23 protein-coding genes are annotated in these 23,371 nt (G+C 40.8%); 15 read left to right on the top strand and 8 right to left on the bottom strand.

From position 1 onward, the window contains the following. Positions 1 to 166 precede the first annotated feature (166 nt). Complete coding sequence (locus ACTIEV_RS09530) at positions 167 to 571, top strand: hypothetical protein (protein ID WP_439516393.1); 405 nt, start codon at positions 167 to 169, stop codon at positions 569 to 571. Between the two features lie 146 nt (positions 572 to 717). Next, on the top strand, positions 718 to 1,665 hold the full coding sequence (locus ACTIEV_RS09525) for an alpha/beta hydrolase (protein WP_322194460.1): 948 nt from the start codon (positions 718 to 720) through the stop codon (positions 1,663 to 1,665). Between the two features lie 141 nt (positions 1,666 to 1,806). On the opposite strand, the gene ACTIEV_RS09520 is transcribed toward ACTIEV_RS09525, so the two are convergent. After that, complete coding sequence (locus tag ACTIEV_RS09520; protein ID WP_439516392.1) at positions 1,807 to 2,826, bottom strand: glycoside hydrolase family 43 protein; 1,020 nt, start codon at positions 2,824 to 2,826, stop codon at positions 1,807 to 1,809. Between the two features lie 180 nt (positions 2,827 to 3,006). Between ACTIEV_RS09520 and ACTIEV_RS09515 the strand changes: the two genes are divergently transcribed. After that, the gene (locus ACTIEV_RS09515; RefSeq protein ID WP_439516391.1) at positions 3,007 to 3,396 is read left to right on the top strand and encodes a DUF1801 domain-containing protein; all 390 of its coding nucleotides are present in this window, start codon (positions 3,007 to 3,009) and stop codon (positions 3,394 to 3,396) included. A gap of 157 nt (positions 3,397 to 3,553) precedes the next feature. On the opposite strand, the gene ACTIEV_RS09510 is transcribed toward ACTIEV_RS09515, so the two are convergent. The 3 genes from ACTIEV_RS09510 to ACTIEV_RS09500 form a co-directional block, all read right to left on the bottom strand. Further along, positions 3,554 to 4,774, bottom strand: a complete 1,221-nt coding sequence (locus tag ACTIEV_RS09510; protein ID WP_439516390.1) for a cation:dicarboxylate symporter family transporter — start codon at positions 4,772 to 4,774, stop codon at positions 3,554 to 3,556. 160 nt (positions 4,775 to 4,934) lie between these two features. After that, positions 4,935 to 5,336, bottom strand: a complete 402-nt coding sequence (locus tag ACTIEV_RS09505; RefSeq protein WP_439516389.1) for a YciI family protein — start codon at positions 5,334 to 5,336, stop codon at positions 4,935 to 4,937. A 156-nt stretch (positions 5,337 to 5,492) separates the two neighbouring features. Then, on the bottom strand, positions 5,493 to 6,440 hold the full coding sequence (locus ACTIEV_RS09500) for a hypothetical protein (protein WP_439516388.1): 948 nt from the start codon (positions 6,438 to 6,440) through the stop codon (positions 5,493 to 5,495). Between the two features lie 189 nt (positions 6,441 to 6,629). Here ACTIEV_RS09500 and ACTIEV_RS09495 point away from each other — a divergent pair, with 189 nt between their 5' ends. From ACTIEV_RS09495 to ACTIEV_RS09470, 6 genes are all read left to right on the top strand, one after another. Further along, positions 6,630 to 7,814 (top strand): acyl-CoA dehydrogenase family protein, encoded by a 1,185-nt coding sequence (locus ACTIEV_RS09495; protein ID WP_439516387.1) that lies wholly within the window; start codon positions 6,630 to 6,632, stop codon positions 7,812 to 7,814. A gap of 149 nt (positions 7,815 to 7,963) precedes the next feature. Further along, positions 7,964 to 8,470: a shikimate kinase gene (locus ACTIEV_RS09490; RefSeq protein WP_439516386.1), complete on the top strand. Its 507-nt coding sequence runs from the start codon at positions 7,964 to 7,966 to the stop codon at positions 8,468 to 8,470. Then, positions 8,463 to 8,852, top strand: coding sequence for a DUF423 domain-containing protein (locus ACTIEV_RS09485; protein WP_439516385.1), 390 nt, complete (start codon positions 8,463 to 8,465; stop codon positions 8,850 to 8,852). The genes ACTIEV_RS09490 and ACTIEV_RS09485 overlap by 8 nt, the downstream gene beginning before the upstream one ends. Positions 8,853 to 8,944: 92 nt before the next feature. Next, positions 8,945 to 11,530: a DNA translocase FtsK 4TM domain-containing protein gene (locus ACTIEV_RS09480; protein WP_439516384.1), complete on the top strand. Its 2,586-nt coding sequence runs from the start codon at positions 8,945 to 8,947 to the stop codon at positions 11,528 to 11,530. 114 nt (positions 11,531 to 11,644) lie between these two features. Beyond that, positions 11,645 to 12,274 carry a LolA family protein gene (locus ACTIEV_RS09475; RefSeq protein ID WP_322194442.1) on the top strand — a complete coding sequence of 210 codons (630 nt, stop codon included), beginning with the start codon at positions 11,645 to 11,647 and terminating at the stop codon, positions 12,272 to 12,274. A gap of 125 nt (positions 12,275 to 12,399) precedes the next feature. Next, positions 12,400 to 13,539 (top strand): alpha/beta hydrolase-fold protein, encoded by a 1,140-nt coding sequence (locus ACTIEV_RS09470; RefSeq protein ID WP_322194440.1) that lies wholly within the window; start codon positions 12,400 to 12,402, stop codon positions 13,537 to 13,539. Between the two features lie 82 nt (positions 13,540 to 13,621). Here ACTIEV_RS09470 and ACTIEV_RS09465 read toward each other — a convergent pair whose 3' ends face one another. Further along, positions 13,622 to 14,524 carry a ribonuclease Z gene (locus tag ACTIEV_RS09465; RefSeq protein WP_439516383.1) on the bottom strand — a complete coding sequence of 301 codons (903 nt, stop codon included), beginning with the start codon at positions 14,522 to 14,524 and terminating at the stop codon, positions 13,622 to 13,624. A gap of 189 nt (positions 14,525 to 14,713) precedes the next feature. Here ACTIEV_RS09465 and rpsO point away from each other — a divergent pair, with 189 nt between their 5' ends. From rpsO to ACTIEV_RS09435, 6 genes are all read left to right on the top strand, one after another. Further along, positions 14,714 to 15,058, top strand: a complete 345-nt coding sequence (gene rpsO, locus ACTIEV_RS09460; protein WP_250685726.1) for a 30S ribosomal protein S15 — start codon at positions 14,714 to 14,716, stop codon at positions 15,056 to 15,058. Positions 15,059 to 15,223: 165 nt separating this feature from the next. Continuing rightward, positions 15,224 to 17,389, top strand: a complete 2,166-nt coding sequence (gene pnp / locus ACTIEV_RS09455; RefSeq protein ID WP_322194434.1) for a polyribonucleotide nucleotidyltransferase — start codon at positions 15,224 to 15,226, stop codon at positions 17,387 to 17,389. A 72-nt stretch (positions 17,390 to 17,461) separates the two neighbouring features. Next, a complete protein-coding gene (gene prmA / locus ACTIEV_RS09450) occupies positions 17,462 to 18,286 on the top strand; it encodes a 50S ribosomal protein L11 methyltransferase (protein WP_322194433.1) in 825 nt (274 codons plus the stop codon). A gap of 80 nt (positions 18,287 to 18,366) precedes the next feature. Next, on the top strand, positions 18,367 to 19,029 hold the full coding sequence (gene plsY, locus ACTIEV_RS09445) for a glycerol-3-phosphate 1-O-acyltransferase PlsY (protein WP_322194431.1): 663 nt from the start codon (positions 18,367 to 18,369) through the stop codon (positions 19,027 to 19,029). 265 nt (positions 19,030 to 19,294) lie between these two features. Next, positions 19,295 to 20,101, top strand: a complete 807-nt coding sequence (locus ACTIEV_RS09440) for a M48 family metallopeptidase (RefSeq protein ID WP_322194429.1) — start codon at positions 19,295 to 19,297, stop codon at positions 20,099 to 20,101. Positions 20,102 to 20,383: 282 nt separating this feature from the next. After that, a complete protein-coding gene (locus tag ACTIEV_RS09435) occupies positions 20,384 to 21,046 on the top strand; it encodes a YdeI/OmpD-associated family protein (protein ID WP_322194427.1) in 663 nt (220 codons plus the stop codon). Between the two features lie 92 nt (positions 21,047 to 21,138). Here the strand turns inward: ACTIEV_RS09435 and ACTIEV_RS09430 are convergent, their stop codons facing one another. The 3 genes from ACTIEV_RS09430 to ACTIEV_RS09420 form a co-directional block, all read right to left on the bottom strand. Next, a complete protein-coding gene (locus tag ACTIEV_RS09430) occupies positions 21,139 to 21,381 on the bottom strand; it encodes a hypothetical protein (protein WP_439516382.1) in 243 nt (80 codons plus the stop codon). A 13-nt stretch (positions 21,382 to 21,394) separates the two neighbouring features. After that, on the bottom strand, positions 21,395 to 21,952 hold the full coding sequence (locus ACTIEV_RS09425; protein WP_322194423.1) for a sigma-70 family RNA polymerase sigma factor: 558 nt from the start codon (positions 21,950 to 21,952) through the stop codon (positions 21,395 to 21,397). A 100-nt stretch (positions 21,953 to 22,052) separates the two neighbouring features. After that, positions 22,053 to 23,315, bottom strand: a complete 1,263-nt coding sequence (locus ACTIEV_RS09420) for an aminotransferase class V-fold PLP-dependent enzyme (RefSeq protein ID WP_322194421.1) — start codon at positions 23,313 to 23,315, stop codon at positions 22,053 to 22,055. Positions 23,316 to 23,371: the final 56 nt, after the last annotated feature.

The following is a 23,371-nucleotide window of genomic DNA, read 5'->3' as shown; positions in this document are numbered from 1 at the left end:
ACACAGAACCGCGGGCTCCAATATGCCCAATGGTTATTAGATAACAAAAAAGGTCAACCTTTTTTATGTAATTGACAATTGGTTGAGTGACCTACGAATGAAATAATATACTGATTTTGTGAATTATACTTATTAATTCTATGTATAAAACGACTAAACTACTCTTATGAGAAAAATTATTTTTATTACTTCTATTACAATCATTGTATTTGCATCCCTCTCGCTAAGGCCGATTGATACTTTAGACAGTCCTTCAACTTGTAAATATTATGCATATATACTTTATGGCGAGGCTTCTTTGACAAGCGACATCAAAAAGAAAGAAAAAGTTTATTTTGAAAGTGATATCATAAAATCTAAAGAGGGATATAGAGTTTGTTGTAATGACTATTGCTCTGATAAATGCGCAGGATTCTCTGTTAAGAATATTGGGCCATACGAAAGTGAGAGCATTTGCTATCAGGAAATGAAACAGTTAACAAGAATTGAAAACAATGGGTATAAGACATACGAAAAATATAAACATATGCTTATTGCTGTTTTACATTTTAACTATAAAAAATGTGACTGAAAGCTTCGCGTAGAAATTCTATTTTTTATCTCAGTTGTGAATCAACTTTTGGAAAGTTCCGAAACTTTCTAAAAGTTGATTACTCGGATTTTCATTGAGTCACAGCTGATAAAAATGCAGACCTTTATCCATCTTAAATGAATCTCATGAAAAGAGCACTCTCATTTTTATTATTACTGATCTGCTTCATATCCATTCAAGCAAGCCCCAACACTGATACCGCATCAACCCCTTTCAACCTCACTACGCCAACAGGCACCATCATGGGTGCATTACTCATGCCCAGCAGTTCTTCGAAAATACCGGTGGTGCTCATTATTGCAGGCTCAGGTCCAACAGATCGTAACGGAAATAGTATGATGACAAGAAATGACGGTCTGCGTATGCTGGCACAGGGACTGGCTGTAAAAGGTATTGCTTCCGTTCGGTTTGATAAAAGAGGCATTGCTGCAAGTGTTTCGGCAGGTAAACCCGAAGTGGATCTGCGCTTTGATGATTATATACAAGATGCGAGAGCATGGATTGAGCTACTTAAAAAAGATGCACGTTTTTCAAAAGTCATTGTGGCTGGGCATAGTGAAGGTTCACTGGTTGGTATGATCGCTGCGGTAGGAAAAGCAGATGGTTTTGTATCCATTGCCGGAGGTGGTAAACCTGCTGACCGTATTTTTAAAGAGCAGCTTGCTTCACAACCTGCTGTGTTCAAAGATGCATCTTATCGTATCATTGATAGTTTGGCGGAAGGTAAAACAGTGAAAGATGTACATCCCATGTTGTTTTCTTTTTTTCGTCCCAGTGTACAACCTTATATGATCTCCTGGTTCAAGTATAATCCTGTAACAGAAATCACAAAACTCAGTATACCGGTGTTGATCATACAAGGTACACAAGATCTGCAGATCACCACCGCAGATGCAGATGCATTGGCAACTGCAAAACCTACTGCAAAAAAAGTAGTGATTCAAAAAATGAATCATGTACTGAAAATCGTAGAAGGAGGGCAAGCAGAAAATATGGCGTCTTACAGTAATCCCTCTTTACCGGTGAGTGAGGAGTTGGTGAAGGAAGTGGTGAGTTTTGTGTTAGGTAAATAGTCCTTCGCTACGCTCAGGATGGCGGGTGTCATTATAACGTAAGGAGGCATCTCTCACTTCTAGAGTGTTTGTGAATTGTTTTGCTTTAACCATACCTGTTAGCGGTGTGAGACCCCTCCTTCTTCGGGGTGACATCCTATATCAGAAATCCGACATCTGCGATCTGACATTTGAGATCTCTCTCCGTACTCCCTCAAACGTCATCTTCACACGGCGAATACTTCCGTCTTCATTGAAGTACAATCGATCAATACAAGTTACCCGATGATCTCTATCCGAATTGGGAATGGGTCTGCGATGATAAACAATGTACCATTCATCGGTTCCGGGAATATTGAGTACGGAATGATGTCCGGCACCGGTGGCAATACTGCTATCGGCTTCCAGTATCGTGGCTTCTCTTTCAAACGGACCAAAAATGGAATTGGCTCTGGCATAGGCTACTTTGTAAGTGCCATTTGTCCAGCCGCCTTCAGACCACATGAGATAGTATGTTCCTTTTCGAATAAAAGCAGTAGGACCTTCCACATATCCTTTGGGTGTGATCTCTTGCACCAATGATCCATTGGGGAAGGGCATTAGTGCGGTAAAGTCTGCATTAAGTTTGCCAATATTGCAACGACCCCATCCACCATAGAGAATATAGTATTGTCCGTCTGTGTCTTTGAAAACATATTGATCAATAGGTTGTGCATCATTGTAAAATTGGTTGATCAATGGTTTGCCCAAATGATCTTTGTAAGGGCCTTCAGGTTTGTCGGCAACAGCAATACCAATACCACCATTGTGATCATCTTTTACACCGTTTCTTTTTTTGCTTTGGATATCATTGGCAGAGAAAAACAAATAATAACGGTTGTCTTTTTTCACAATCGATGGTGCCCACATCGCCATATAGGCCCATTTGATGATGGATGTGTCGATGACGCGAGGATGTTTGACCCAGTTCACTAAATCTTTCGATGAAAATGCATCAAGAAAAACCTGGTCTTTGTACTTGGCAGAGAAAGTAGGGAAGATCCAATATTGTTGATTGATTATCACACCTTCAGGATCAGCATACCAACCTTCAATGACAGGATTGCCGGGTGCTTTTTGTTGTGCACTGAGTGTGGTTTGTAAGAACAGATAAAGTAGGGAGTAGCAAATGATTTTTTTCATGGCTGCGTTGCTAGGAATCAAATATAACCATACAGTGATAAGGGAGTAGCATAGGACGCAGATTTTTATGATGGATTATGATAGTGCATATAAAATCATAACCCATCATAAAAATCTGCGATCCATAATCACACATCCCACAAAAGATATTTTCAGTATCTTAAATGTAAAAATCAGTGTATGCTTCGCGACATCCTTTCTTATAACCAACAACAGTCACCTGAAGACCAATCTATTTGTGATTTGTTAGCTGAAGAAATTGATGGGGTATTAAAAAAAGCAGAAAGTAAGATCTGGCATGCGCATCCTGTTTGGTTCCTAGATGGAAATCCTATTGTGGGATATAGTAAGTTGAAAGGGGGTATTCGATTGTTATTCTGGAGTGGACAATCATTCGAGGAAGATAGCTTGGCAAAAGAAGGTAAATTCAAAGCTGCAGAAAAAAGATACAGTTCTGTTGAAGAGGTCAACACCAAAGACCTAAAACGCTGGCTAAAGAAATCGATCGATATTCAATGGGATTATAAAAATATTGTAAAAAGAAAAGGGGTCTTAGAAAGACTATATTAATACTTCGTTACAGTCTGTTTGAATAGAACACGGATTGTCATGATTGTCATGATCTATCATGATTAATCATGACAATCTGCGTTACATCCTTCGCTACTCTCAGGATAACTAGCTTTGTCAATTCAAATGTCCGACATCCGAAATCTGATATCTGCCATCATACATCTTCCTCAACGTACTCTTTCTCACTCTTCGCAATTACCAAAGTAGCAACCCCGTTGCCAATGATATTCGTAATGGCTCTGGCTTCACTCATGAACTTATCTACGCCGAGTAAAAATGCAAGTCCCTCCAGTGGGATGGTTTTTATGGCTGCAAGGGTAGAAGCCAGTACAATAAACCCACTACCGGTAACACCGGCTGCTCCTTTGGAGGTGAGCATGAGTACCAATAAGATGGTTAACAGTTCACCCGGACTTAAATGTATATTATACAATTGCGCAAGAAAGATGGCAGCCATGGATAAGTAGATTGATGTACCATCCAGATTAAATGAATAACCTGTTGGGATCACCAATCCTACCACCGATTTACTACATCCCATTTTCTCCAGCTTTCGCATGATGGAAGGGAGTGCTGCTTCAGAAGAGGAAGTACCCAATACGATCAATAATTCTTCTTTGATGGATTTTAAAAAGGATCCGATCCTGAATCCATAATATCGCATGATACTACCCAGAACAAAAAAGATGAACACAAACATGGTGAGGTATACACAGGCCATCAATTTCCCCAAAGGCACCAGAGTTTGTAATCCAAACTTTCCAACCGTAAATGCCATGCCGCCAAAAGCACCCAGTGGCGCTAAGTACATTACATACTTCAATGCTAGGAATACATAATGTGCTATTCTTCCTAGCCAATGAATAACTTTTAGTCGATGTTTTGAGTAATTGAGAATGATTCCAATCACAATAGCTATCGCCAACACCTGTAAAGTGAGATTCGATTTAAAAAATGCAGACCAGCTAAAACTGCTTCCTGCTTGATGGGTATACTTACTGGCATCTTGTAATTGTAATCCTGTTCTATCGATATTCCCCGGTTGTACAATCAAAGCCACTACGATACCGATACCTAAAGCCAGTGTGGTAACAATTTCAAAATAGATCAGTGATTTGATACCGATGCGACCTACTTTTTTCAAGTTGCCAATACTACTGATGCCCAATACAATGGTTAAAAAAATAATGGGTGCAATAAAGAGTTTGATGATGTCAACAAAAGTCTTTCCAATCCATTCGGTTTTGATGGCGGTAGCAGGGAAATAATGCCCAAGTAGTACTCCTGCAATGATGGCAATGAGTACATAAAAAGTAAGATTGGTGAATAGAATGTATGGCCAGCTTTTTTTGCTACTTGTTGATTGCTCGTTCAATGTGATTGCATTAATGGTCGTGAAGGTAAGGAAAGATGGGGTGCGGGTAGTAGGTGCTGGGTGCAAGGTACTAGGTGCTAGGTGTTAGGTAATTGGTGTTAGATTCTACTAATAAGTACGTAACATTTCGAGTCTACTTGTACCTAGTACCATCACCTAACTAAGCCTTCGGTTTTCCCGGCACAAAACTACCCGTAGGTGCCGTATACCAAGGCCTGATATCAGCAATCAATCTACCAGCCGCAATCGCAGGGTCTGTTTTTAATAAAGCTTCTACCTCTTCTTTAGTAGCACAATCAAAAATGAAAATACCTTGCCAGTCTTTCCCATCTCCAAACGGACCAGCAACTTTTAATTTACCATCATAATACATCTTATCCATATTATCCAGATATCCTTTCTGGATCTTAGCAGCAGTAACTGAATCTTGATTCCTTACCGGACCTTTCAGTAGCATTACAAACCAGTATTTTCTGATTTGTTCTTCTGGCTTGGGGTTGTTTTGGGCAGCAGCAATCGTGCCGGTGGCAGCGAATAGAATAATTAAAAGGGCTTTTTTCATAAACAGATTTTCATGCGTAAGATAAGAAATCTATGTTTTCGATTTTTAACCACACAGTGGCACTGAGTTTTTTTCAAGGAGTTACACTGAGAGAACTTACTCTGTGTAACTCTGCGCCAAACTCAGTGCCACTCTGTGGTTAAAATTAATTCACCCTCACATCAACCTCACAGACCCAAAGTTGCTCTTGATATTGATATTCATCCCCGCTCCATTCCCGATTTTTCCTACATAGTGGCGGTTGGGGCGGAAGCTGATTCTTTGTCCGGGTGAAGCAGGTTTTTCTTCCTCTAGTACGATATCTCCCTTACCGGTAGTAGTGGCGTTATTGGTAGCAATATCATAACTGATGCCATTACCCTTTGGTAATAAGAGGTACAAACTGGTATGATTATTTTTTAGCTCAATATTTTTGACATTGCTATTAATGGCTAGATCAATACTGTTACAAAAGTTGATGGTGCCTTTCAAATCACCGGTGACTTCTTCAATATCAATACGAGTATGACTGAAATTTACTTCTGTATTGCCCAGCTTGGCAATCTTGGCTTTTCCAAAATTTACTCTCAATGATTTGAGGTTGGAAAGATGTCCGGCAGTGAGTGTACCATGACTGCTGGTGATATTGGCTTCACCGCTGTAATCGCCCAGTTCCATCGGACCAAAACTGTTGCTAGCATTTAATTTAGCTTTGGCAGGAAGGTATACAGTGTAATCGATATTCATTTTACTACTTTGGTTACTGCTCCATCCTTTTTTCTCATCACCGATCTGGGTTCTAAAGCTGATTTCATCGGCTGTTTTTTCATCTTTTACCTGGATGGCATCCAGTAAGTTGTTGGCAAAATCTTCTTCTTGTGTAGAAACCACGATTTTGACATCTACTTTGATTTCATTTTTATCCCAGGTTTTGATCTCCATTTTCCCGAATTGATTTTTTAGGGAAAGGGTTTCATTGGAAACCGGATAGGATTTACTGTAATCCTTTTGCTTGGTCACTGCCCATTTATAGTTATCCTGAGCTTGTGTGTTGTTGTTGTTCATCAAGACCATGCAAATGAACATGCATAGAGCTGAACGTAATACAGTTATTGTGTGTTTCATACTGCGGGTTGTTTTACAGGGATAAGAGATGCGGGTGACAAAAAGGTTGGAAAATGGAGGGTTTATTGAATGTTAAAAACTTGAAAACAAATAAAAATGCCACAAAACAAGGCTTACAAGGCACATCCATGTAAATTTGCCGCGTTAACAGGCGACCGACCTTAAGAACGAAATAAAACCTAACATCTCATGGCTGCCAGAACCGATCTATTCCAATCGCCCGATTATTATCAGTTGGATGAGTTATTATCAGAAGAACATAAACTCATTCGCGAATCCGTGCGGAACTATGTCAAAAAAGAAATTTCTCCGATCATTGAAGACTATGCACAACGTGCTGAATTCCCTGAACATATCGTGAAGCAATTGGGAGATCTGGGTTGCTTTGGTCCAACCGTTCCTGCTGAATATGGTGGGGGTGGATTGGATTATATCAGCTATGGTTTAATGATGCAAGAATTGGAGCGTGGTGATAGTGGTGTGCGTAGTACTGCCAGTGTGCAGGGTAGCTTGGTGATGTTCCCTATTTATGCGTATGGTAATGAAGCACAGCGACATAAATATTTACCCAAGTTGGCGAGTGGTGAGTGGTTGGGTTGTTTTGGTTTAACAGAGCCTGATCACGGAAGTAATCCTGCCGGTATGTTAACCAATATTAAAGATGCCGATGATCATGTGATTTTGAATGGCGCTAAAATGTGGATCAGCAATGCACCTTTTGCACAAGTGGCAGTTGTATGGGCAAGAAATGAAGAGGGAGATATTCAGGGAGTAATCGTTGAGCGTGGCATGGAAGGTTTTAGTACACCAACTACACATGGTAAATGGAGCTTACGTGCTTCAGCTACCGGTGAACTCGTTTTCGACAATGTGAAAGTTCCGAAGGAGAATATCTTACCGAATGTAAAGGGATTGAAAGGTCCTTTGGGTTGTTTAACCAAAGCCCGTTATGGCATTGCCTGGGGAGCTTTAGGTGCAGCCATGGATTGTTATGATACGGCATTGCGTTACAGCAAAGAAAGAGTTCAGTTTGATCGTCCAATCGGTGGCTTTCAACTGCAACAAAAGAAATTGGCAGAAATGATCACTGAAATCACCAAAGCACAGTTGCTGGTATGGAGATTGGGTGTATTGATGAATGAAGGAAAAGCAACACCCCAACAAGTAAGTATGGCCAAAAGAAACAGCTGTGAGATTGCAGCCAATATTGCCAGAGAAGCACGTCAGATGTTGGGTGGTATGGGTATCACCGGCGAATACAGTATCATGCGTCATATGATGAATTTGGAAAGTGTCATTACCTACGAAGGAACCCACGATATCCATTTACTGATTACGGGAATGGATGTTACGGGGATGAATGCATTTAAATAAAAGGTGCTAGGTGCAAGGTACTAGGTACAAGTGTGACGCTTTAGTCATAATGTTTCTCTAAGTATTCATAAATCCTTTGTACCGATTTAATACGTAATACCAGTAGCTGACACCTAGTACCCAGCACCTAGTACCTAACACCTAACACCATGAAAATATTTCTCATAGGCATGATGGGCTCCGGAAAATCTTATTGGAGCAGGCTGTTGGCAAAAAAGCTCAAGACAGGTGGATATGACCTCGATTTTCTGATTGAATCGCACGAAGAGAGAACGATCAGTGAAATTTTCGAGGAAGACGAAGAGGATTATTTCAGAAAAACAGAATCCAAAATCCTTCGTTGGTTTGGTGAGAAGAAATCTTTTGTACTGGCTACGGGTGGTGGTACCCCATGCTTTGCTGACAATATGGAATGGATGAACAAACAAGGCGTCACCATTTGGATCGATGAGCCGGTAGAAGTACTTACGGAGCGATTAATCCCTGAAAAATCACACCGTCCACTTATCCGCGATCTATCAGACAAAGAACTAACCGATTTTTTGATGAATAAGCGAAAAGAAAGGGAAGTTTTCTATGCACTTGCCAAACATCATTTGTCGGAGGGATCGATTACAGAAGCTAATTTTAAAAAAATCATTCAACAATATGCATAAAAGTTATTTGGTCATCGCCTCATTTTTGGGAGCACTCACAGTAGTATTGGGCGCATTTGGTGCACATGGATTGAAGAAAATTGTTTCAGCAGAAGCATTGGTGACTTATGAAACAGCGGTTCGATATCAGTTTTATCATGTATTTGCATTGGCATTGACGGGATTTGTTTTTGCATCCGGACAAGCTTCATTGATGAAAGCGGCGGGCGTATTGTTTATGGCGGGTATGTTGTTGTTTAGTGGGTCTTTATACCTGCTTACTTATAAATCTGCAGCACAAGTCAATGGACTCTCATGGGTAGGTCCTATCACACCATTGGGAGGCACTTTATTGGTAGCCGGCTGGATTTGTCTGGCATTGGGTATCAGTAAGGGCGCTTAATAAAAGTGGAAAACTCCGCATCTGTTTATCAGTTTTGCACATAGGTGGGTAGTCAGATGGAGCTGGCATTGCCATAGCTTATATTTGTTTTCATGGCAAACCGCTTGAAGAAAAAAACACCACCTGCTCCCAATCCGGAAGAACTAACGCCTGATAAAGAACCGGAAGTAACGGTTACTGAGGTAGTAAAGGATGAACGCACCACCAAAATTCTGGGTGCTTCCAGTTTATTGTTGACTATCTTCTTGTTTGTTGCCCTCACTTCTTATTTATTTACCTGGCAAGAAGATCAGGATAAAGTACACCAGTTTGGTATCCGCATATTTGCAACCGATGATGTAAAAGTGAATAACCTCTTAGGAGTACTAGGTGCTTATGTGGCGCATAGTCTTTTCTACAAGGGTTTTGGACTGGCATCCTATCTCTTCTGTACTTTCTTTTTTGTACTCGGAGTGAATCTCTTGTTTGGTAAAAAAATATTCAGTCTTGTTCGTAATATCCGTTACGTCATTGTGGGTTTGGTAGTGTTGAGCATGGCATTTGCCTTTGTATCACGTGCCAGTGTGTTCTCTTGGGGCGGAGGTGTGGGTGAATTGTTGAATGCCTGGTTTATAAAATGGATCGGTAATATTGGAACAGGAGCACTGTTGTTGTTATCGGTCTTCAGTTATGTGATCTGGCGTTTCAATCCGAGTTTCAAATGGCCGGAATGGAATTTTTCTTCGCCTACAGTCAATAAAGCACATGATGATGATTTTAAATTATCGATCGATGATGAAGTTGCTGTAAAGCAGGAATGGGATGAGACCGGGGCAGTTACAGCTGAAACAGAGGAAGAAAATGGACTACCAATCAGTCAAAATAAATTGAAATCTGATGCAAGTGGTGTGGTGGTGATCATGCCAAAAGAAGAGGAGGAAACCACAGATCCGATGAATGAATTTGATATGGTGGAGAAAGAAGAAGAGGAAGAAGAATTCGAAGAGGAGGAAGAAGAAGAGATGAATATAGCAATGGAAGAAGAAATTTTCAAACCGGAACCATTGATCAATGTGATACCTCCCAAGAAAATGAATGTAGATGCAGATGGACTCGAACTCGAGATCAAAGAAACACCTGAGGAAGAAGAAGAGCTGGATGTAGTGCCGGTAGCTACACCCGGTAAACTGAATACCAAATACGATGCAACACTGGATCTGAAAGATTATAAATATCCGGGATTGGACTTATTGGAAACGCATGGTAGTGAAAAAATTGTTCATGATCCCACTGAATTGGAGACCAATAAAAATCAGATCATTGCCACACTTAAAAACTATGATATCGCCATTCAGCGTATCGCAGCAACGGTGGGGCCAACTGTAACCTTGTATGAAATTGTACCGGCTCCGGGTGTGCGTATCAGCAGAATTAAAAATTTGGAAGATGATATTGCCTTGAGTCTGGCGGCCCTTGGTATCCGTATCATTGCGCCGATACCCGGAAAAGGAACCATTGGTATTGAAGTACCGAATGTGCGCAAGACTGTGGTGAGTATGAAAACCTTATTAGCGAGTGATAAGTTTCAGAACAGTGCATTCTCGTTGCCGATTGCGATCGGTAAGAAAATCGATAATGAAAACTTTATTGTTGACCTAGCCAGTATGCCACACTTGTTGATGGCGGGTGCTACCGGACAAGGAAAATCGGTGGGATTGAATGCGATACTGGTATCCTTGTTGTACAAGAAACATCCATCACAACTCAAGTTTGTATTGGTGGATCCGAAAAAAGTAGAATTGAGTTTATACCGTGTGATCGAAAAGCATTTTCTGGCAAAGCTTCCGGGAGAAGAAGAATCGATCATCACGGATACCAAAAAAGTGGTGCATACATTGAATGCATTGTGTATTGAAATGGATAATCGGTATGATCTGTTAAAAGAAGCAGGGTGTAGAAATATTCGTGAGTACAATGAAAAGTTCACCGCCAGAAAACTCAATCCGGAAAAAGGACATCAATACCTTCCTTTCATTGTACTGGTGGTGGATGAGTTTGCAGACTTGATCATGACAGCAGGTAAAGAAGTAGAAATGCCGATTGCCCGATTGGCACAATTGGCTAGGGCCATTGGTATCCATTTAATCATTGCTACACAACGTCCATCCGTTAATATCATCACAGGTACTATCAAAGCGAATTTCCCGGCGCGTATTGCGTTCAAAGTATCGAGCAAGATTGATAGCAGAACCATTTTAGATGCAGGTGGTGCGGAACAATTGATTGGAAAAGGAGATATGCTCGTAAGCTACAATGGTGAAATTACCCGCTTACAGTGTGCTTTTGTTGATACACCGGAAGTAGAAAATGTATGTGAGTTCATCGGCGACCAACGTGGTTACCCGCAAGCCTTCTTGTTACCGGAATATGTAGATGAGAAAGAAATGGAAGGAAAAGATTTTGATGCCAGTGAACGCGATCCACTTTTTGAAGATGCCGCAAGACTGATTGTTCAAAGTCAAATGGGTTCTACGTCTCTCATACAACGCCGAATGAAACTAGGCTATAACCGAGCCGGACGATTAATGGATCAATTGGAAGCCGCAGGCGTAGTGGGACCTAATCAAGGTAGTAAAGCCAGAGAAGTATTATTTAAAACCGATATGGAACTCCAGGAATTCCTCGATTCTATGTCATAATTCTGCCATTTCGCCGATTTATAACAGCATCTTAACCCCTGGGTATAAACTAATTGGCATGCTTTCTGTCATACAAGGCAGTAAAACTTATATTTGCGCCTTTAATTGAAAAGAATGAAGAAATTATACTCGATTGCGCTTGTTCTGTTGGTGATGTTGATGCAAGTGAATGCACAGAATGATCCCAATGCCAAAAAAATATTGGATGCTGTTAGTGCCACGGTCAAAGCATATAAAACCATTTCCGCCGGGTTTACCATCACTTCCGTTACCAGTAGAGGTAAAAATAATGGAACCAAAAAAGGGACCATTGTTACCAAAGGACAAAAGTATGTACTGAAAGAAGGGAAGAATGAAATCCTTTGTGATGGAGCAAAAACCTATAACTATGATGGTTCCAAAACCATTACGGTTTCTGCAGTAGAAGAGGGTGGACAAACACTCAGCCCACAAAAAATATTGTCAGGGGCCTATGATAAAGATTTTTCTTATAAACTGATGGGTACCAAGGGCAATTTTCATGAGATCGAATTGAAACCATTGGATAGCCGTAAGAATTTTTCTAAAGTCAACATTTTTGTTGATAAGTCTAAAAACATGATTACACGTGCAGTTATCTTGGATAAAGGAAACAATACCGTACAAGTAAGCTTCACCAATATTGTACCCAATAAAGCAGTAGCTGATAATGTGTTTGTATTCAATGCTGCGAAGTATCCGAAGGATGTTGAGATATTAGATTAAACCTTTTGGTGGTGATTATAAGCCACAGATTCACAGATTATTTTAAAACAATCTGTGAATCTGTGGCTTAATTATTTTAACTATTTTGATCCATGATCAATACAAGAGTTTTGTATTTTCAAAATATGAAGCAAGTCATTTTACTATTCGCTATTTTCTTTACTGTACAGTCGAAAGCACAGTTTACGGTACGTCTCATTGTAAATTCAGTCGCCACCAAAGAGAACGATGATATTTATGTAGCCGGTAACTTCAATAACTGGAATCCTAAAGATGAAAATTATAAACTCAAACCATTTGGCGGTTCCAGAAAAAGTGTGGTGTTGCGTGGAATGGCAGCAGGCACTTATGCCTTCAAATTTACACGTGGTGGTTTTGATAAAGTAGAAACTACTGCTGATGGAAGAGATATCGCCGATCGTGTATTAGAAGTGAATGATGATTTGACGCAAGAGTTTACCATTCCGGGTTGGAAAGATGAATATCCTGAAAAACCAAAAAGATATACGGCGAGTCCACAAGTGCGTATTATGGATACCGCATTTAAAATTCCAGAACTCAATCGTACCCGCAGAATCTGGGTGTATTTGCCAAAAGGTTATGCTACTTCAGCAAAAACGTATCCTGTTATTTACATGCAGGACGGACAAAACCTCTTCAACGAGCAAACTGCTTTTATGGGTGAATGGGGTGTGGATGAATGTTTGGACAGCTTGCAACAACAATTACAAAAGGAATGTATTGTAGTGGGTATCGATAATGGAGGAGATAAACGAATGACGGAATACAATCCATTCGATCATCCGCAATATGGTAAGGGAGAGGGGAAGGCCTATGCGGAATTTCTTGCAAAAACATTAAAGCCGTATATCGATTCAAAATACAGAATCTTGAAATCTGCTCCTAACAATTATGTACTGGGAAGTAGTATGGGTGGGTTGATCAGTTTATATACCGTATTGCAATATCCAGATGTGTTTGGTGGTGCCGGTGTTTTTTCTCCTTCTTTATGGATATCCAAAGAGATCTATACGATGGCTGAAAATTTTAATACTACCGGCATGCCTGCTTTTTATTTTTATACGGGTAGTAAAGAAGGGGGATCATCAGTAACAGATTTGCAGAAGATGAGTGATATACTTCAAAAAAAGCAACGGTACATGATTCGAAACGTCATCAATCCGTTCGGACAACACAATGAAACCTACTGGCGCCAGGAGTTTCGGGATTTTTATAAATGGCTTGCTGTTACTGTGATCAAGTGATGGGCCGCAGATTTTTATGATTTGTTATGATCATAATCAATCATAAAAATCTGCGTTCCTTCATTCGCTTTGATCAAAAAAATCAAATTAAATAGGTAGTTCCCTCGATCGCCAATTGTGTATTTGGAAATACCGATTGTGCTTCAGTTAGAAAATCATCCAAGAGTTCGTATTTGCTACTGAAATGTCCGATTAATAGTTTTTGTGCTGCTGCTTGTTGGGCGATCGCAGCCGCTTGAAGGGTAGTAGAATGATAACGTGCCGCAGCTCTTTCTTCCAGGTCTTTCAAATATGTGGCTTCATGGTATAAAACAGTAACTCCCTTTGTTTTCTCCGCTATTTGCGGATCATAAATCGTGTCTGCACAAAACGCATAACTTTTTCCCGGTATATTGGGATAAGTCACCCATTCGTTTTTGATGATTTTTCCATCCCTTGTTTCATAATCATCTCCATTTTTCAATCGCTCATAATACACAGAAGGAATTTCATAGGAAAGCACCGCGTCTTTATTGATTTTTCTTGGTTTCTTTTTTTCACGAATGATAAAACCAAAACAAGGAATACGGTGTTGGGTTTTAAAACATTCCACCGAATATTTGGGATGATCAAGGATCAATCCTTCTATTTCAAGCGCATTGAAATGTAGGGCATAAGGAAGGGTGGTAGCAGTTACATTGAGTTGCAGTTCAATAATATCTTTCAGTTGGGGTGGACCGTACAAATGCAAATCTTGTTCACGTCCCAGTAAGCCCATGCTGGTGAGTAAACCAATTAATCCAAAATAATGATCGCCATGTAAGTGCGAGATGAAAATATGGTTGATGCGTCCGCGTTTCACTTTGTACTTGGCCAGTTGCATCTGGGTGCCTTCGCCACAGTCGATCAGGAATAACTGTTCATTCAGGGTAATTACCTGTGCTGTGGGGTGCCTATCGTAGGCAGGAAGGGCAGAATTATTACCAAGAATTGTTACTCCAAACATGTATATGGGTTTGCTGGTACAACAAAATAAATGGTATTCTGTTGTAAATCAATAAATTAGTTACAATTTTCCCTTGATGAGGGAGTTGGCAAACAACATTTTTCGGCGGTTGAACAGGTACGGGAGGATACCGTAGGCGCCGGAAGACAAATCGGGTTAAAAATCAGGATTTAAAATTATCAAAATTCCATGATATTACCTACCTTTGCAGCCGATAAAAATAAAGAGGAAAACATTCCGGAGTCTATTAAACATTTTCAGATGTCTCATTTAACAACAGAAAAAAAAGCCAGCATTTTTGCTGAATTCGGTGGTAAAGCCACTAACACGGGTTCTATTGAAGGTCAGGTTGCATTACTGACTGAGCGTATTGCCCACATTTCTAAGCACTTGCAAGCCAACAAAAAAGATTATTCCACTCACCGTGGTTTGATGCAGATGGTAGGTCAGCGTAAGCGTTTGTTGACTTACATGCAGAAAACAAACCTGCAGGGCTATCGTGCACTTATCGAGAAACTGGGTCTGAGAAAATAATTTTTCAGTCTATGATACATGCTATTCCCAACTGATATTTTTTAGCGGTTGGGAATAGTTATTTGTGTCTATACCTGTTTTTCGTTCATCAATCCCAAATAACCGGGCTTTTTCAGCATGATTTCCCGCCTTATGTTTGAATAAAGTCTTTTACAAAATCAGTTTATGTTATCACAACCATTTAGTGTAAGTTTCGATATCGGTGGAAATCGTATCGTTACCATAGAAACCGGTAAGTTGGCCCGTCAGGCTGATGGAGCCGTTACAGTTCGTCAGGGTAATTGCGTATTACTCGCAACTGTAGTTGCCAATAAAGAACCTAAGGAAGGACAAGATTTCTTCCCTTTGAGCGTAGATTATCAGGAAAAATTTGCTGCTGCGGGACGTATCCCCGGTTCTTTCTTCAAGCGTGAAGCACGTTTGAATGATTATGAAATCCTGACCAGTCGATTGATTGATCGTGCCTTGCGTCCATTGTTCCCTGAAGATTATCTCTGCGATGTACAGGTATTGGTAAGCCTGATCTCCAGTGATGATGAAGTGATGCCTGATTCATTGGCTTGCTTAGCAGCCTCTGCAGCATTGGCCGTTTCAGATATCCCTGTGAAAGAAATCATCAGTGAAGTTCGTGTTGGACGAATCAATGGTGAGTATATCATCAACCCAACCCGTTCAGAACTGGAGAAATCAGAATTGGAATTTATTGTAGCGGCTACTGAGAAAAACCTGATGATGGTGGAAGGTGAAGCCAAAGAATGTTCTGAAGCAGACCTCATTAAAGTATTGGAATTGGCACATGATGCCATCCGTGTTCATATCAAAGCACAGGCTGAATTGCGTGCGAAGAAAGGTATTACCACCGTTCGCGATTATAAGAAGCCCGAGCAGAATGAGGAGATTCGCGAGAAAGTAAATGCATTTGCAAAACAGCGTGTGTATGAGATCTCTCGTAAAGGATCTGCCAAACATGAGCGCAGTGATGCTTACAGTGCATTGAAAGAAGAGCTGATCGCCAGTTTAGGTGAAGAAGCTACTGACCTTGAGAAAAAATTAGCGAAAAAATACTACGAAGACCTGAAATGGGAAGTAGTTCGTAGCATGATCATTGATGACCGTTTCCGGTTGGATGGTCGTAAATTGGATGAAGTACGTCCGCTGGCTATGGAAATCGATCCATTGCCAACTCCACACGGTTCCGCATTGTTCACTCGTGGTGAAACTCAATCACTTACAACGGTTACCTTTGGTACGGCTTTAGATGAGTTATTGGTAGAAAGTGCGGCAAAATCAGTAGACTCTAAATTCTTCCTACATTATAATTTCCCTCCATTCAGTACCGGTGAAGTAAAGATGATGCGCGGACAAAGCCGTCGTGAAGTAGGACATGGTAACCTGGCTCAACGCTCATTGAAGCAGATGATGCCGGATAGCAGCACTTATGCATATACCGTACGTGTGGTGAGTGATATTTTAGAAAGTAATGGTTCTTCTTCTATGGCTACTGTTTGTGCCGGTTCATTGGCACTCATGGATGCAGGTGTTCCTGTTCCAAAGCACGTAAGTGGCGTAGCGATGGGATTGATTACCCGTGAAGATGGTAAATATGCAATTTTGACTGATATCTTGGGTGATGAAGATCATCTGGGTGATATGGATTTCAAAGTAACCGGTACCCGTGATGGTATTTGTGGTGTACAGATGGATATCAAAGTAGACGGACTGAGCATGGAAGTAATGCGTGAGGCACTGGAGCAGGCTAGAAAGGGTCGTTTACATATCCTTGATGCGATGTATGAGTGTATTCCGGCACATCGTCCAGACGTGAAGCCACACGCTCCACGTATGGTGAAATTGGTGATCGACAAAGAGTTCATCGGTGCGGTAATCGGACCAGGTGGTAAAGTAATACAAGAGATTCAGCGCGAAACTGGTACTACCATCAACATTGAAGAAGTGGGTAATACAGGTGAAGTGAGCATCTTCTCGGCGAATAAAGAATCAGTTGATAAGGCGGTAGCTTGGGTACGTGGTATCACCGCAGTTCCTCAGGTAGGAGATGTATATGAAGGTCCGGTAAAAGGCATTAAAGAATTCGGCGCATTCGTTGAATTCATGCCGGGTAAGCAAGGATTGTTACACATCAGTGAAATCAGCTGGAAGCGTTTAGAAAGCATGGAAGGCTTGTTCAACGAAGGTGATATGGTGAAAGTGAAACTGGTGGGATTGGATCCTAAGACCGGCAAGTTCAAATTGAGCCGTAAGGTATTGATGCCAAGACCGGAAGGACAGAAGCCAAGAGAAGAACAATCTGGTGAGCCTAAAGGAGAATAATTTTTATTGTCAATCTGATACGGAGGCATTCTTTTGCGAGAATGCCTCTTTTCTTTACTAAAATGAATGAGTATGAGTAACAGTGCTACAACCATCGAAATCGAAATAGCTGTACCTGATCCAACCATAATGGAAAACCTGATAGCGGAGTTGTCATTGATTGGATTTGAGGGATTTGAAGAGCTGGAAGATCGACTAAAAGCTTATGCGCCGGAAGAGAATATATCCTTTTCAGATATTGATTTTATATTGAATCAATATGCTTTAACTTATTCAAAATCAATAATTGAAAAACAAAATTGGAATGCCCTTTGGGAATCTAATTTTGAGCCGGTTCAGGTGGGTAACTTTGTATCTATAAGGGCTGGTTTTCACCCTCCAGCAACAGGAGTGAAACATGAAATCATTATTACGCCCAAGATGAGTTTTGGAACCGGTCACCACGGAACCACCTATTCAGTGATGCAGTTGATGGAAGATATTGATTTTCAAGGGAAATCTGTCTTTGATTTTGGAACCGGTACAGGCATTTTGGCCATCCTTGCTGAAAAACTGGGGGCTGTCGAGATCCTCGCTGTCGACAACGATCCTTGGTGTATTGAAAATGCTTCCGAAAATAGTTCAATCAATCATTGTAATTATATTGATATTCAATTACTTGATACTGCTAACGTGGAAAAACAATATGATATCGTCATCGCCAATATTAACAAGAATATCATACTCGATAACCTAGCTTTTTTAGGTAAAGCTGTGAAGTCCGGGGGCTCTATTTTACTCAGCGGGTTACTGGTGATGGACGAATCCGACATACTAACAGCCTGTAAAACATTGGGTTGGACCCATCAGCTTACCTTGGAAAAGGGAGGGTGGATAGCTTTACGTCTGAAGAACTGATTTTCCCCATTGGGGTCTGTTAAGAAATCATTATCTTCATTTTAGCTATATTTGTAGCTCCAAACTTCAACCACCCCCCGATGAACGAATTATTGCTCATTGTATTGGCCTATTTTATTGGATCTGTTCCTACCGCTATTTGGGTTAGCAAAAGCTTTTTTGGTATTGATATCAGAGACTACGGAAGTGGTAACGCAGGTGCTACCAACACATTCCGCGTACTCGGCTCTAAATGGGGCAGTTTTGTGATGATGATAGATGTCATCAAAGGTGTAATCGCAACTTCACTCTATATTCTTCTCCCTTACTATTTAACCAATGAATGGGATAGAACCAACCTCATGATTGGATTGGGACTGGCGGCTGTACTGGGACATATTTTCCCGATCTGGGCCAATTTCCGTGGTGGTAAAGGGGTAGCAACTTTACTGGGTATGGCAGTGGCCATTCAACCCGTTGTAGCATTATGTTGTATCGGCGTATTCCTGATCGTATTATACCTGACACGATTTGTTTCTTTAAGTTCTATTCTAGCGGGTATTTCCTTTATGGTGTTTATCCTATTTATCTTCAACGAAGAAGAAACACTCTATCGCATTTTTGCGGTACTCGTAGCATTGATGGTGGTTCTAACCCATCAAAAAAATATTTCTCGCATCCTGAAAGGCACCGAAAGTAAAGTGCCCATCCTTCGCCACCGCGACCGCCGCCGCCTTCGCCGCGATAGGTTTAAGCAGAATTGAGAGTAGTCCATAGTCGATAGTCCATGGTCCATGGTCCATAGTTTATGGGTTATAGGTTATAGGTTATAGGTTTTGGTTTATGGGTCATAGTTAATAGTTGAGGTGGTGGTATACTCTGATATACTACTTACCATCTAAAAAAGTATTCCTACCATGGACCATGGACTATGGACCATAAACCATAAGCCAACTATAACACTGCAACACTTCATTCCAGTCTTATCTTTGGCAAGATTTTTCGTTGTATTCCCTAAAGTTTTGATCTATGAAAAAGTACCTGATTTTATTGTTTGCGGTTATTATGGTTGCAGTATCCTGTCATCGTAATGCGATTACCGGACGTAAACAACTCAATTTGATTCCTGAATCTGAAGTGCAGGCCATGGCATTTTCTCAGTACAAAGAGTTTATGACGGCGAATCCTGCTGTATCGGCAACAGCCAGTAAGGAGGCAGTGATGGTGAAGCGTGTAGGGGATCGTATCATTGAATCGATCAAACAATATTATACGGAGAAAGGATTGAGTCAAGAACTGGAAAATTTTCAGTGGGAAGTGAACCTCGTGAACAATAAAGAACCCAATGCATGGTGTATGCCGGGAGGAAAGATCGTAGTGTATACAGGTATCCTTCCCTATACAGCCAATGAAGCCGGGCTGGCTGTTGTAATGGGGCATGAAGTGGCACACGCATTGGCGCGTCATGGTAATGAACGGATGAGTCAGGGTATGTTTCAACAATTAGGCGGGATGGCATTGTCTGCAGCATTGGCATCCAAACCCACGGAAACTCAAAACTTATTCATGATGTCTTATGGTATTGGCTCTAATGTAGGAGTGATGTTACCCTTTAGCCGTAAAAATGAATTGGAAGCAGATCGATTGGGACTCATGTTTTCTGCCCTAGCAGGTTATGACCCACGTGAAGCCATTGCTTTTTGGAAGAGAATGTCTGTTGCATCCGGAGGCAATAAACCCCCTGAGTTCCTAAGTACGCACCCCGCAGATGAAACCCGTATTGCCGAACTGCAAAAGATCATGGATCAGACGGTGAGGGAGTATTATAAGAAATAAAAAATCAAAAGTCAAAAGTCAAAAAACTGTGTAACTCCGTGCAACTCCTGTGGTCCAATAAATAACCACAGGAGTTGCACGGAGTTAATGCGAAGTGTCACAGAGTTTTTCTGAAATTGCTTGAATAGCATTTCATTAATTATAATATGATAGTAAAATCAGCTCTTTTTCTGTTAAAAAGCGGCCTCAAACACAAAATACCCGCCATTTGTTTGCGGAAAGCGGTAACATTTTTTTAACTTTGCATTTCTTTTGTTCATCCTTGTAAATTTCTCTTTAGGCATGTCAAATCAGACGATGTTAGAAAAATTACAGCTGAAGGATGAGAAGAACCTCTTAATCCAGGGTCTTCCTTCAGCCATCGAAAAGCAGTTTGCCAAATTAACCTACGCCAAAAATGTAACTCCGCTGTTGAGAAGTAAAAAGGTAGACTTTGCCTTGGTATTTGCCATCAGCCAACAGCAGTTGAATACAGTTTTGTGTGAAGTGATACCGGCCTTGCATGAAGACAGTAAACTATGGGTGGCCTATCCTAAAACAACCAGCAAGATCGTCAGCGATCTGAACCGCGATTGCAGTTGGGATTGTTTGACCAAAAAAGAATACGAATCTGTACGTCAGGTAGCATTGGATCATGTGTGGAGTGCGATTCGGTTTAAAAAAACCGATAAAATCCCTAACCGTTCCAGAGCCTTCTCAGAAGTAAAAAGTCAGGAAATGGGTGTGGATTTTGAAAAACGTTTGGTGGTGGCACCGGTTGAACTGGAAAGACTGTTTACCAAACATGAAGAAGCCAAAGAGTTTTTCACTTCTTTATCTTTTACCAACCAAAAAGAATATGTAACCTGGATTCAAGGTGCTAAAAAAGAAGAGACCCGTCAAAGAAGACTGGAGACAGCACTGGAAAAATTACTAGCGGGTAAGAAGAATCCTTCGGAGAAATAATGAATATCCAACAGAGTAATAATGAATGTCGAATGTAATAATACGTTCGACATTTTTTTTAGCAATCATAATCAATCATGATTATCTGCGACCTATTGAACTTGATGTAAAGCTTGTTCAATTTTCTTTTTTTGATCCTCCGAAAGAGACGCCTCACCATGCAAGTGTTTAGCTTGCTTGCTGATGAATTTTGATTGCTGTTCAAATAACCTGCATAAACTACAGATGGCCATATGCGAACGCAACTGAATGCTTTCGATCCAGTTCAACTTACCTTCTTCTTTTTTTGAAACCAGATAAGTGGCTTTTTTACAACTGATAGTAAACAATCCCATGTTGATCAGGTTATTATTTGAGGTTGATCCAGTTTTTCTCCAAACAGGCTCTCAGTCCGAGTTTGGCCCTGTGTATCAACACCCAATAGTTAGACGATGTAATGTTCAATGCCTTACAAATTTCATCAGCATCCATGTCTTCCATGTATTTCATTACAAATACTGCTTGTTGCTGCTGTTGTAATTTCTTCTTACAATTTTCTAGGATTTGATAAAATTCCTTTTGTTGTATGTTGTCTGCCCCATCAATTCCCCAATTCATCGGTTTGTCTTTTTCTGTCCAATGCTCCGCACCATTAAAGAAAATATCTGTTGCATCCTGTCCCGATCCGGTCTGAATGATCTCCTTGCTTTTTTTACGGTAATGATCAATGATTTTATTCTTCAAAATCGTGAATAACCAACTTTTCTCAGAAGCTTCTCCTTTAAAGCCTTCTCTAGCTTTCCACGCACTTAAAAAAGTTTCCTGTACTAAATCTTCTGCCAACTGGGCATCATTGACCCTTGGTTTTGCATAAGCATACAGTGCATCAGCGTAGTTGGATATCCATCCAGAGGGAGAGAGAGTCATCTTTGAATTCTTGATTTGTGATTTTTTGATTTGTGTTAACTAAATTTCATCTTTCACTTTTCACTTTTCAAATTAAATCAAGAAATCAAAGATCAACAAATCAAAGATTCTTTAAAGCATTGACCAATGCATCCAATTCCTGTATAGTGGTATACACATTGGGCGTAATACGGCAGCCTTGTACCTGTGCGGCAGGTCTATCAATAGCAACGGTATATATTTTGTATTTACTCATCAATGCGGCTTCCAATTCAGCCGGTTTCATTCCTTTGATCCCCACATTGGCAATAGCGCTGCAGCGATCGGGATCTTCGGGTGTGTTCAGGATCACGTTGGGAAATTTACGCACTTGTGTGGTCCAGTATTGTTGCAGGTATTTTAAACGTGCTTCTTTTCTTTCCGCACCAATCATCTGATAATGTTGAATGGCAAAAGGAATGGTGATGTCTGTTGCAACCGGATGTGTACCGGTATGATTCAATCGTGCAATGCTTTTTTCTTCACCTTCCGAAGGTCCCAGTAATGGCCAGTTTTGGTGTATCAGGTCTTTCTTCACGTATAAAATACCTGCACCCAAAGGCACACTCAACCATTTGTGTAAGCTGGCGCCATAATAGTCGCAATGCAGATCCGGTATTTTGAAATTCAGTTGTGCAAACGCATGAGCGCCATCTACCAATACCTGCACGCCTTTACTGTGCGCCATATCACAAATTTTTTGAACAGGCATTACCTGTCCGGTAATATTGATGACATGACAAACCATCAACAATTTGGTCTTGGGCGTAATGGCATTCGCATATACTTGAACGATCTCTTCGTCTGATTGCGGGTTATTGGGAACAGATACCATTTTATTCACCACACCATGCCGTATTGCTACTAAGCGAAACATATCCAGCATGGCACCATAATCCTGATAAGCCATTACCGCTTCATCACCGGCTTGCCAAGGGAACCCACCGATGATGGTATCCAATGATTCGGTCGTATTTCTAGTAATGATCAATTCTTCTGCACTACAACCCGCAAGCGCTGCGAGTTGTTCTACGCTTTTCTTTTTGTTCTCTCCCTGAACGGTACGCATATAAAATGCACCCTGCTTGTTGACTTCCCTGATATTCTGAATATAGGCTTCGAGAATGTTTTGGGGTAGAAAATTATAGTAGCCATTTTCGAGATTGATATAATCGGGTTTCAACACATATCCCGAACGGATGACCGACCAGAAATCTTCTTCGGTGGCTAATTTGTTTGCAGACATAGCTTCATATTTACTGACCCACTGTTCCAGGGCGAGACCACTAAAAGGTAAGGAGATGCCGGCCAGTGAAAGGGATTTCAGGAAGTCGCGCTTGTGCATGGAGAATGTTTCATGAAAGGTATTAATTATTGGCGTGATTGCAGTGGGAGTGATAG

The organism is Sediminibacterium sp., assembly GCF_051861365.1.
In the GTDB taxonomy this organism is placed as follows: Bacteria; Bacteroidota; Bacteroidia; order Chitinophagales; family Chitinophagaceae; genus Sediminibacterium.
This window is presented reverse-complemented; position numbering and strand designations above follow the sequence as displayed.

Excerpts from the sequence above, each read along its gene's own strand:
- ACTIEV_RS09530 (WP_439516393.1), top strand. The coding sequence starts at position 167 with ATGAGAAAAATTATTTTTATTACTTCTATTACAATCATTGTATTTGCA.
- ACTIEV_RS09525 (WP_322194460.1), top strand. The coding sequence starts at position 718 with ATGAAAAGAGCACTCTCATTTTTATTATTACTGATCTGCTTCATATCC.
- ACTIEV_RS09520 (WP_439516392.1), bottom strand. The coding sequence starts at position 2,826 with ATGAAAAAAATCATTTGCTACTCCCTACTTTATCTGTTCTTACAAACC.
- ACTIEV_RS09515 (WP_439516391.1), top strand. The coding sequence starts at position 3,007 with ATGCTTCGCGACATCCTTTCTTATAACCAACAACAGTCACCTGAAGAC.
- ACTIEV_RS09505 (WP_439516389.1), bottom strand. The coding sequence starts at position 5,336 with ATGAAAAAAGCCCTTTTAATTATTCTATTCGCTGCCACCGGCACGATT.
- ACTIEV_RS09500 (WP_439516388.1), bottom strand. The coding sequence starts at position 6,440 with ATGAAACACACAATAACTGTATTACGTTCAGCTCTATGCATGTTCATT.
- ACTIEV_RS09495 (WP_439516387.1), top strand. The coding sequence starts at position 6,630 with ATGGCTGCCAGAACCGATCTATTCCAATCGCCCGATTATTATCAGTTG.
- ACTIEV_RS09490 (WP_439516386.1), top strand. The coding sequence starts at position 7,964 with ATGAAAATATTTCTCATAGGCATGATGGGCTCCGGAAAATCTTATTGG.
- ACTIEV_RS09485 (WP_439516385.1), top strand. The coding sequence starts at position 8,463 with ATGCATAAAAGTTATTTGGTCATCGCCTCATTTTTGGGAGCACTCACA.
- ACTIEV_RS09480 (WP_439516384.1), top strand. The coding sequence starts at position 8,945 with ATGGCAAACCGCTTGAAGAAAAAAACACCACCTGCTCCCAATCCGGAA.
- ACTIEV_RS09475 (WP_322194442.1), top strand. The coding sequence starts at position 11,645 with ATGAAGAAATTATACTCGATTGCGCTTGTTCTGTTGGTGATGTTGATG.
- ACTIEV_RS09470 (WP_322194440.1), top strand. The coding sequence starts at position 12,400 with ATGAAGCAAGTCATTTTACTATTCGCTATTTTCTTTACTGTACAGTCG.
- ACTIEV_RS09465 (WP_439516383.1), bottom strand. The coding sequence starts at position 14,524 with ATGTTTGGAGTAACAATTCTTGGTAATAATTCTGCCCTTCCTGCCTAC.
- rpsO (WP_250685726.1), top strand. The coding sequence starts at position 14,714 with ATGATATTACCTACCTTTGCAGCCGATAAAAATAAAGAGGAAAACATT.
- pnp (WP_322194434.1), top strand. The coding sequence starts at position 15,224 with ATGTTATCACAACCATTTAGTGTAAGTTTCGATATCGGTGGAAATCGT.
- prmA (WP_322194433.1), top strand. The coding sequence starts at position 17,462 with ATGAGTAACAGTGCTACAACCATCGAAATCGAAATAGCTGTACCTGAT.
- plsY (WP_322194431.1), top strand. The coding sequence starts at position 18,367 with ATGAACGAATTATTGCTCATTGTATTGGCCTATTTTATTGGATCTGTT.
- ACTIEV_RS09440 (WP_322194429.1), top strand. The coding sequence starts at position 19,295 with ATGAAAAAGTACCTGATTTTATTGTTTGCGGTTATTATGGTTGCAGTA.
- ACTIEV_RS09435 (WP_322194427.1), top strand. The coding sequence starts at position 20,384 with ATGTCAAATCAGACGATGTTAGAAAAATTACAGCTGAAGGATGAGAAG.
- ACTIEV_RS09430 (WP_439516382.1), bottom strand. The coding sequence starts at position 21,381 with ATGGGATTGTTTACTATCAGTTGTAAAAAAGCCACTTATCTGGTTTCA.
- ACTIEV_RS09425 (WP_322194423.1), bottom strand. The coding sequence starts at position 21,952 with ATGACTCTCTCTCCCTCTGGATGGATATCCAACTACGCTGATGCACTG.
- ACTIEV_RS09420 (WP_322194421.1), bottom strand. The coding sequence starts at position 23,315 with ATGCACAAGCGCGACTTCCTGAAATCCCTTTCACTGGCCGGCATCTCC.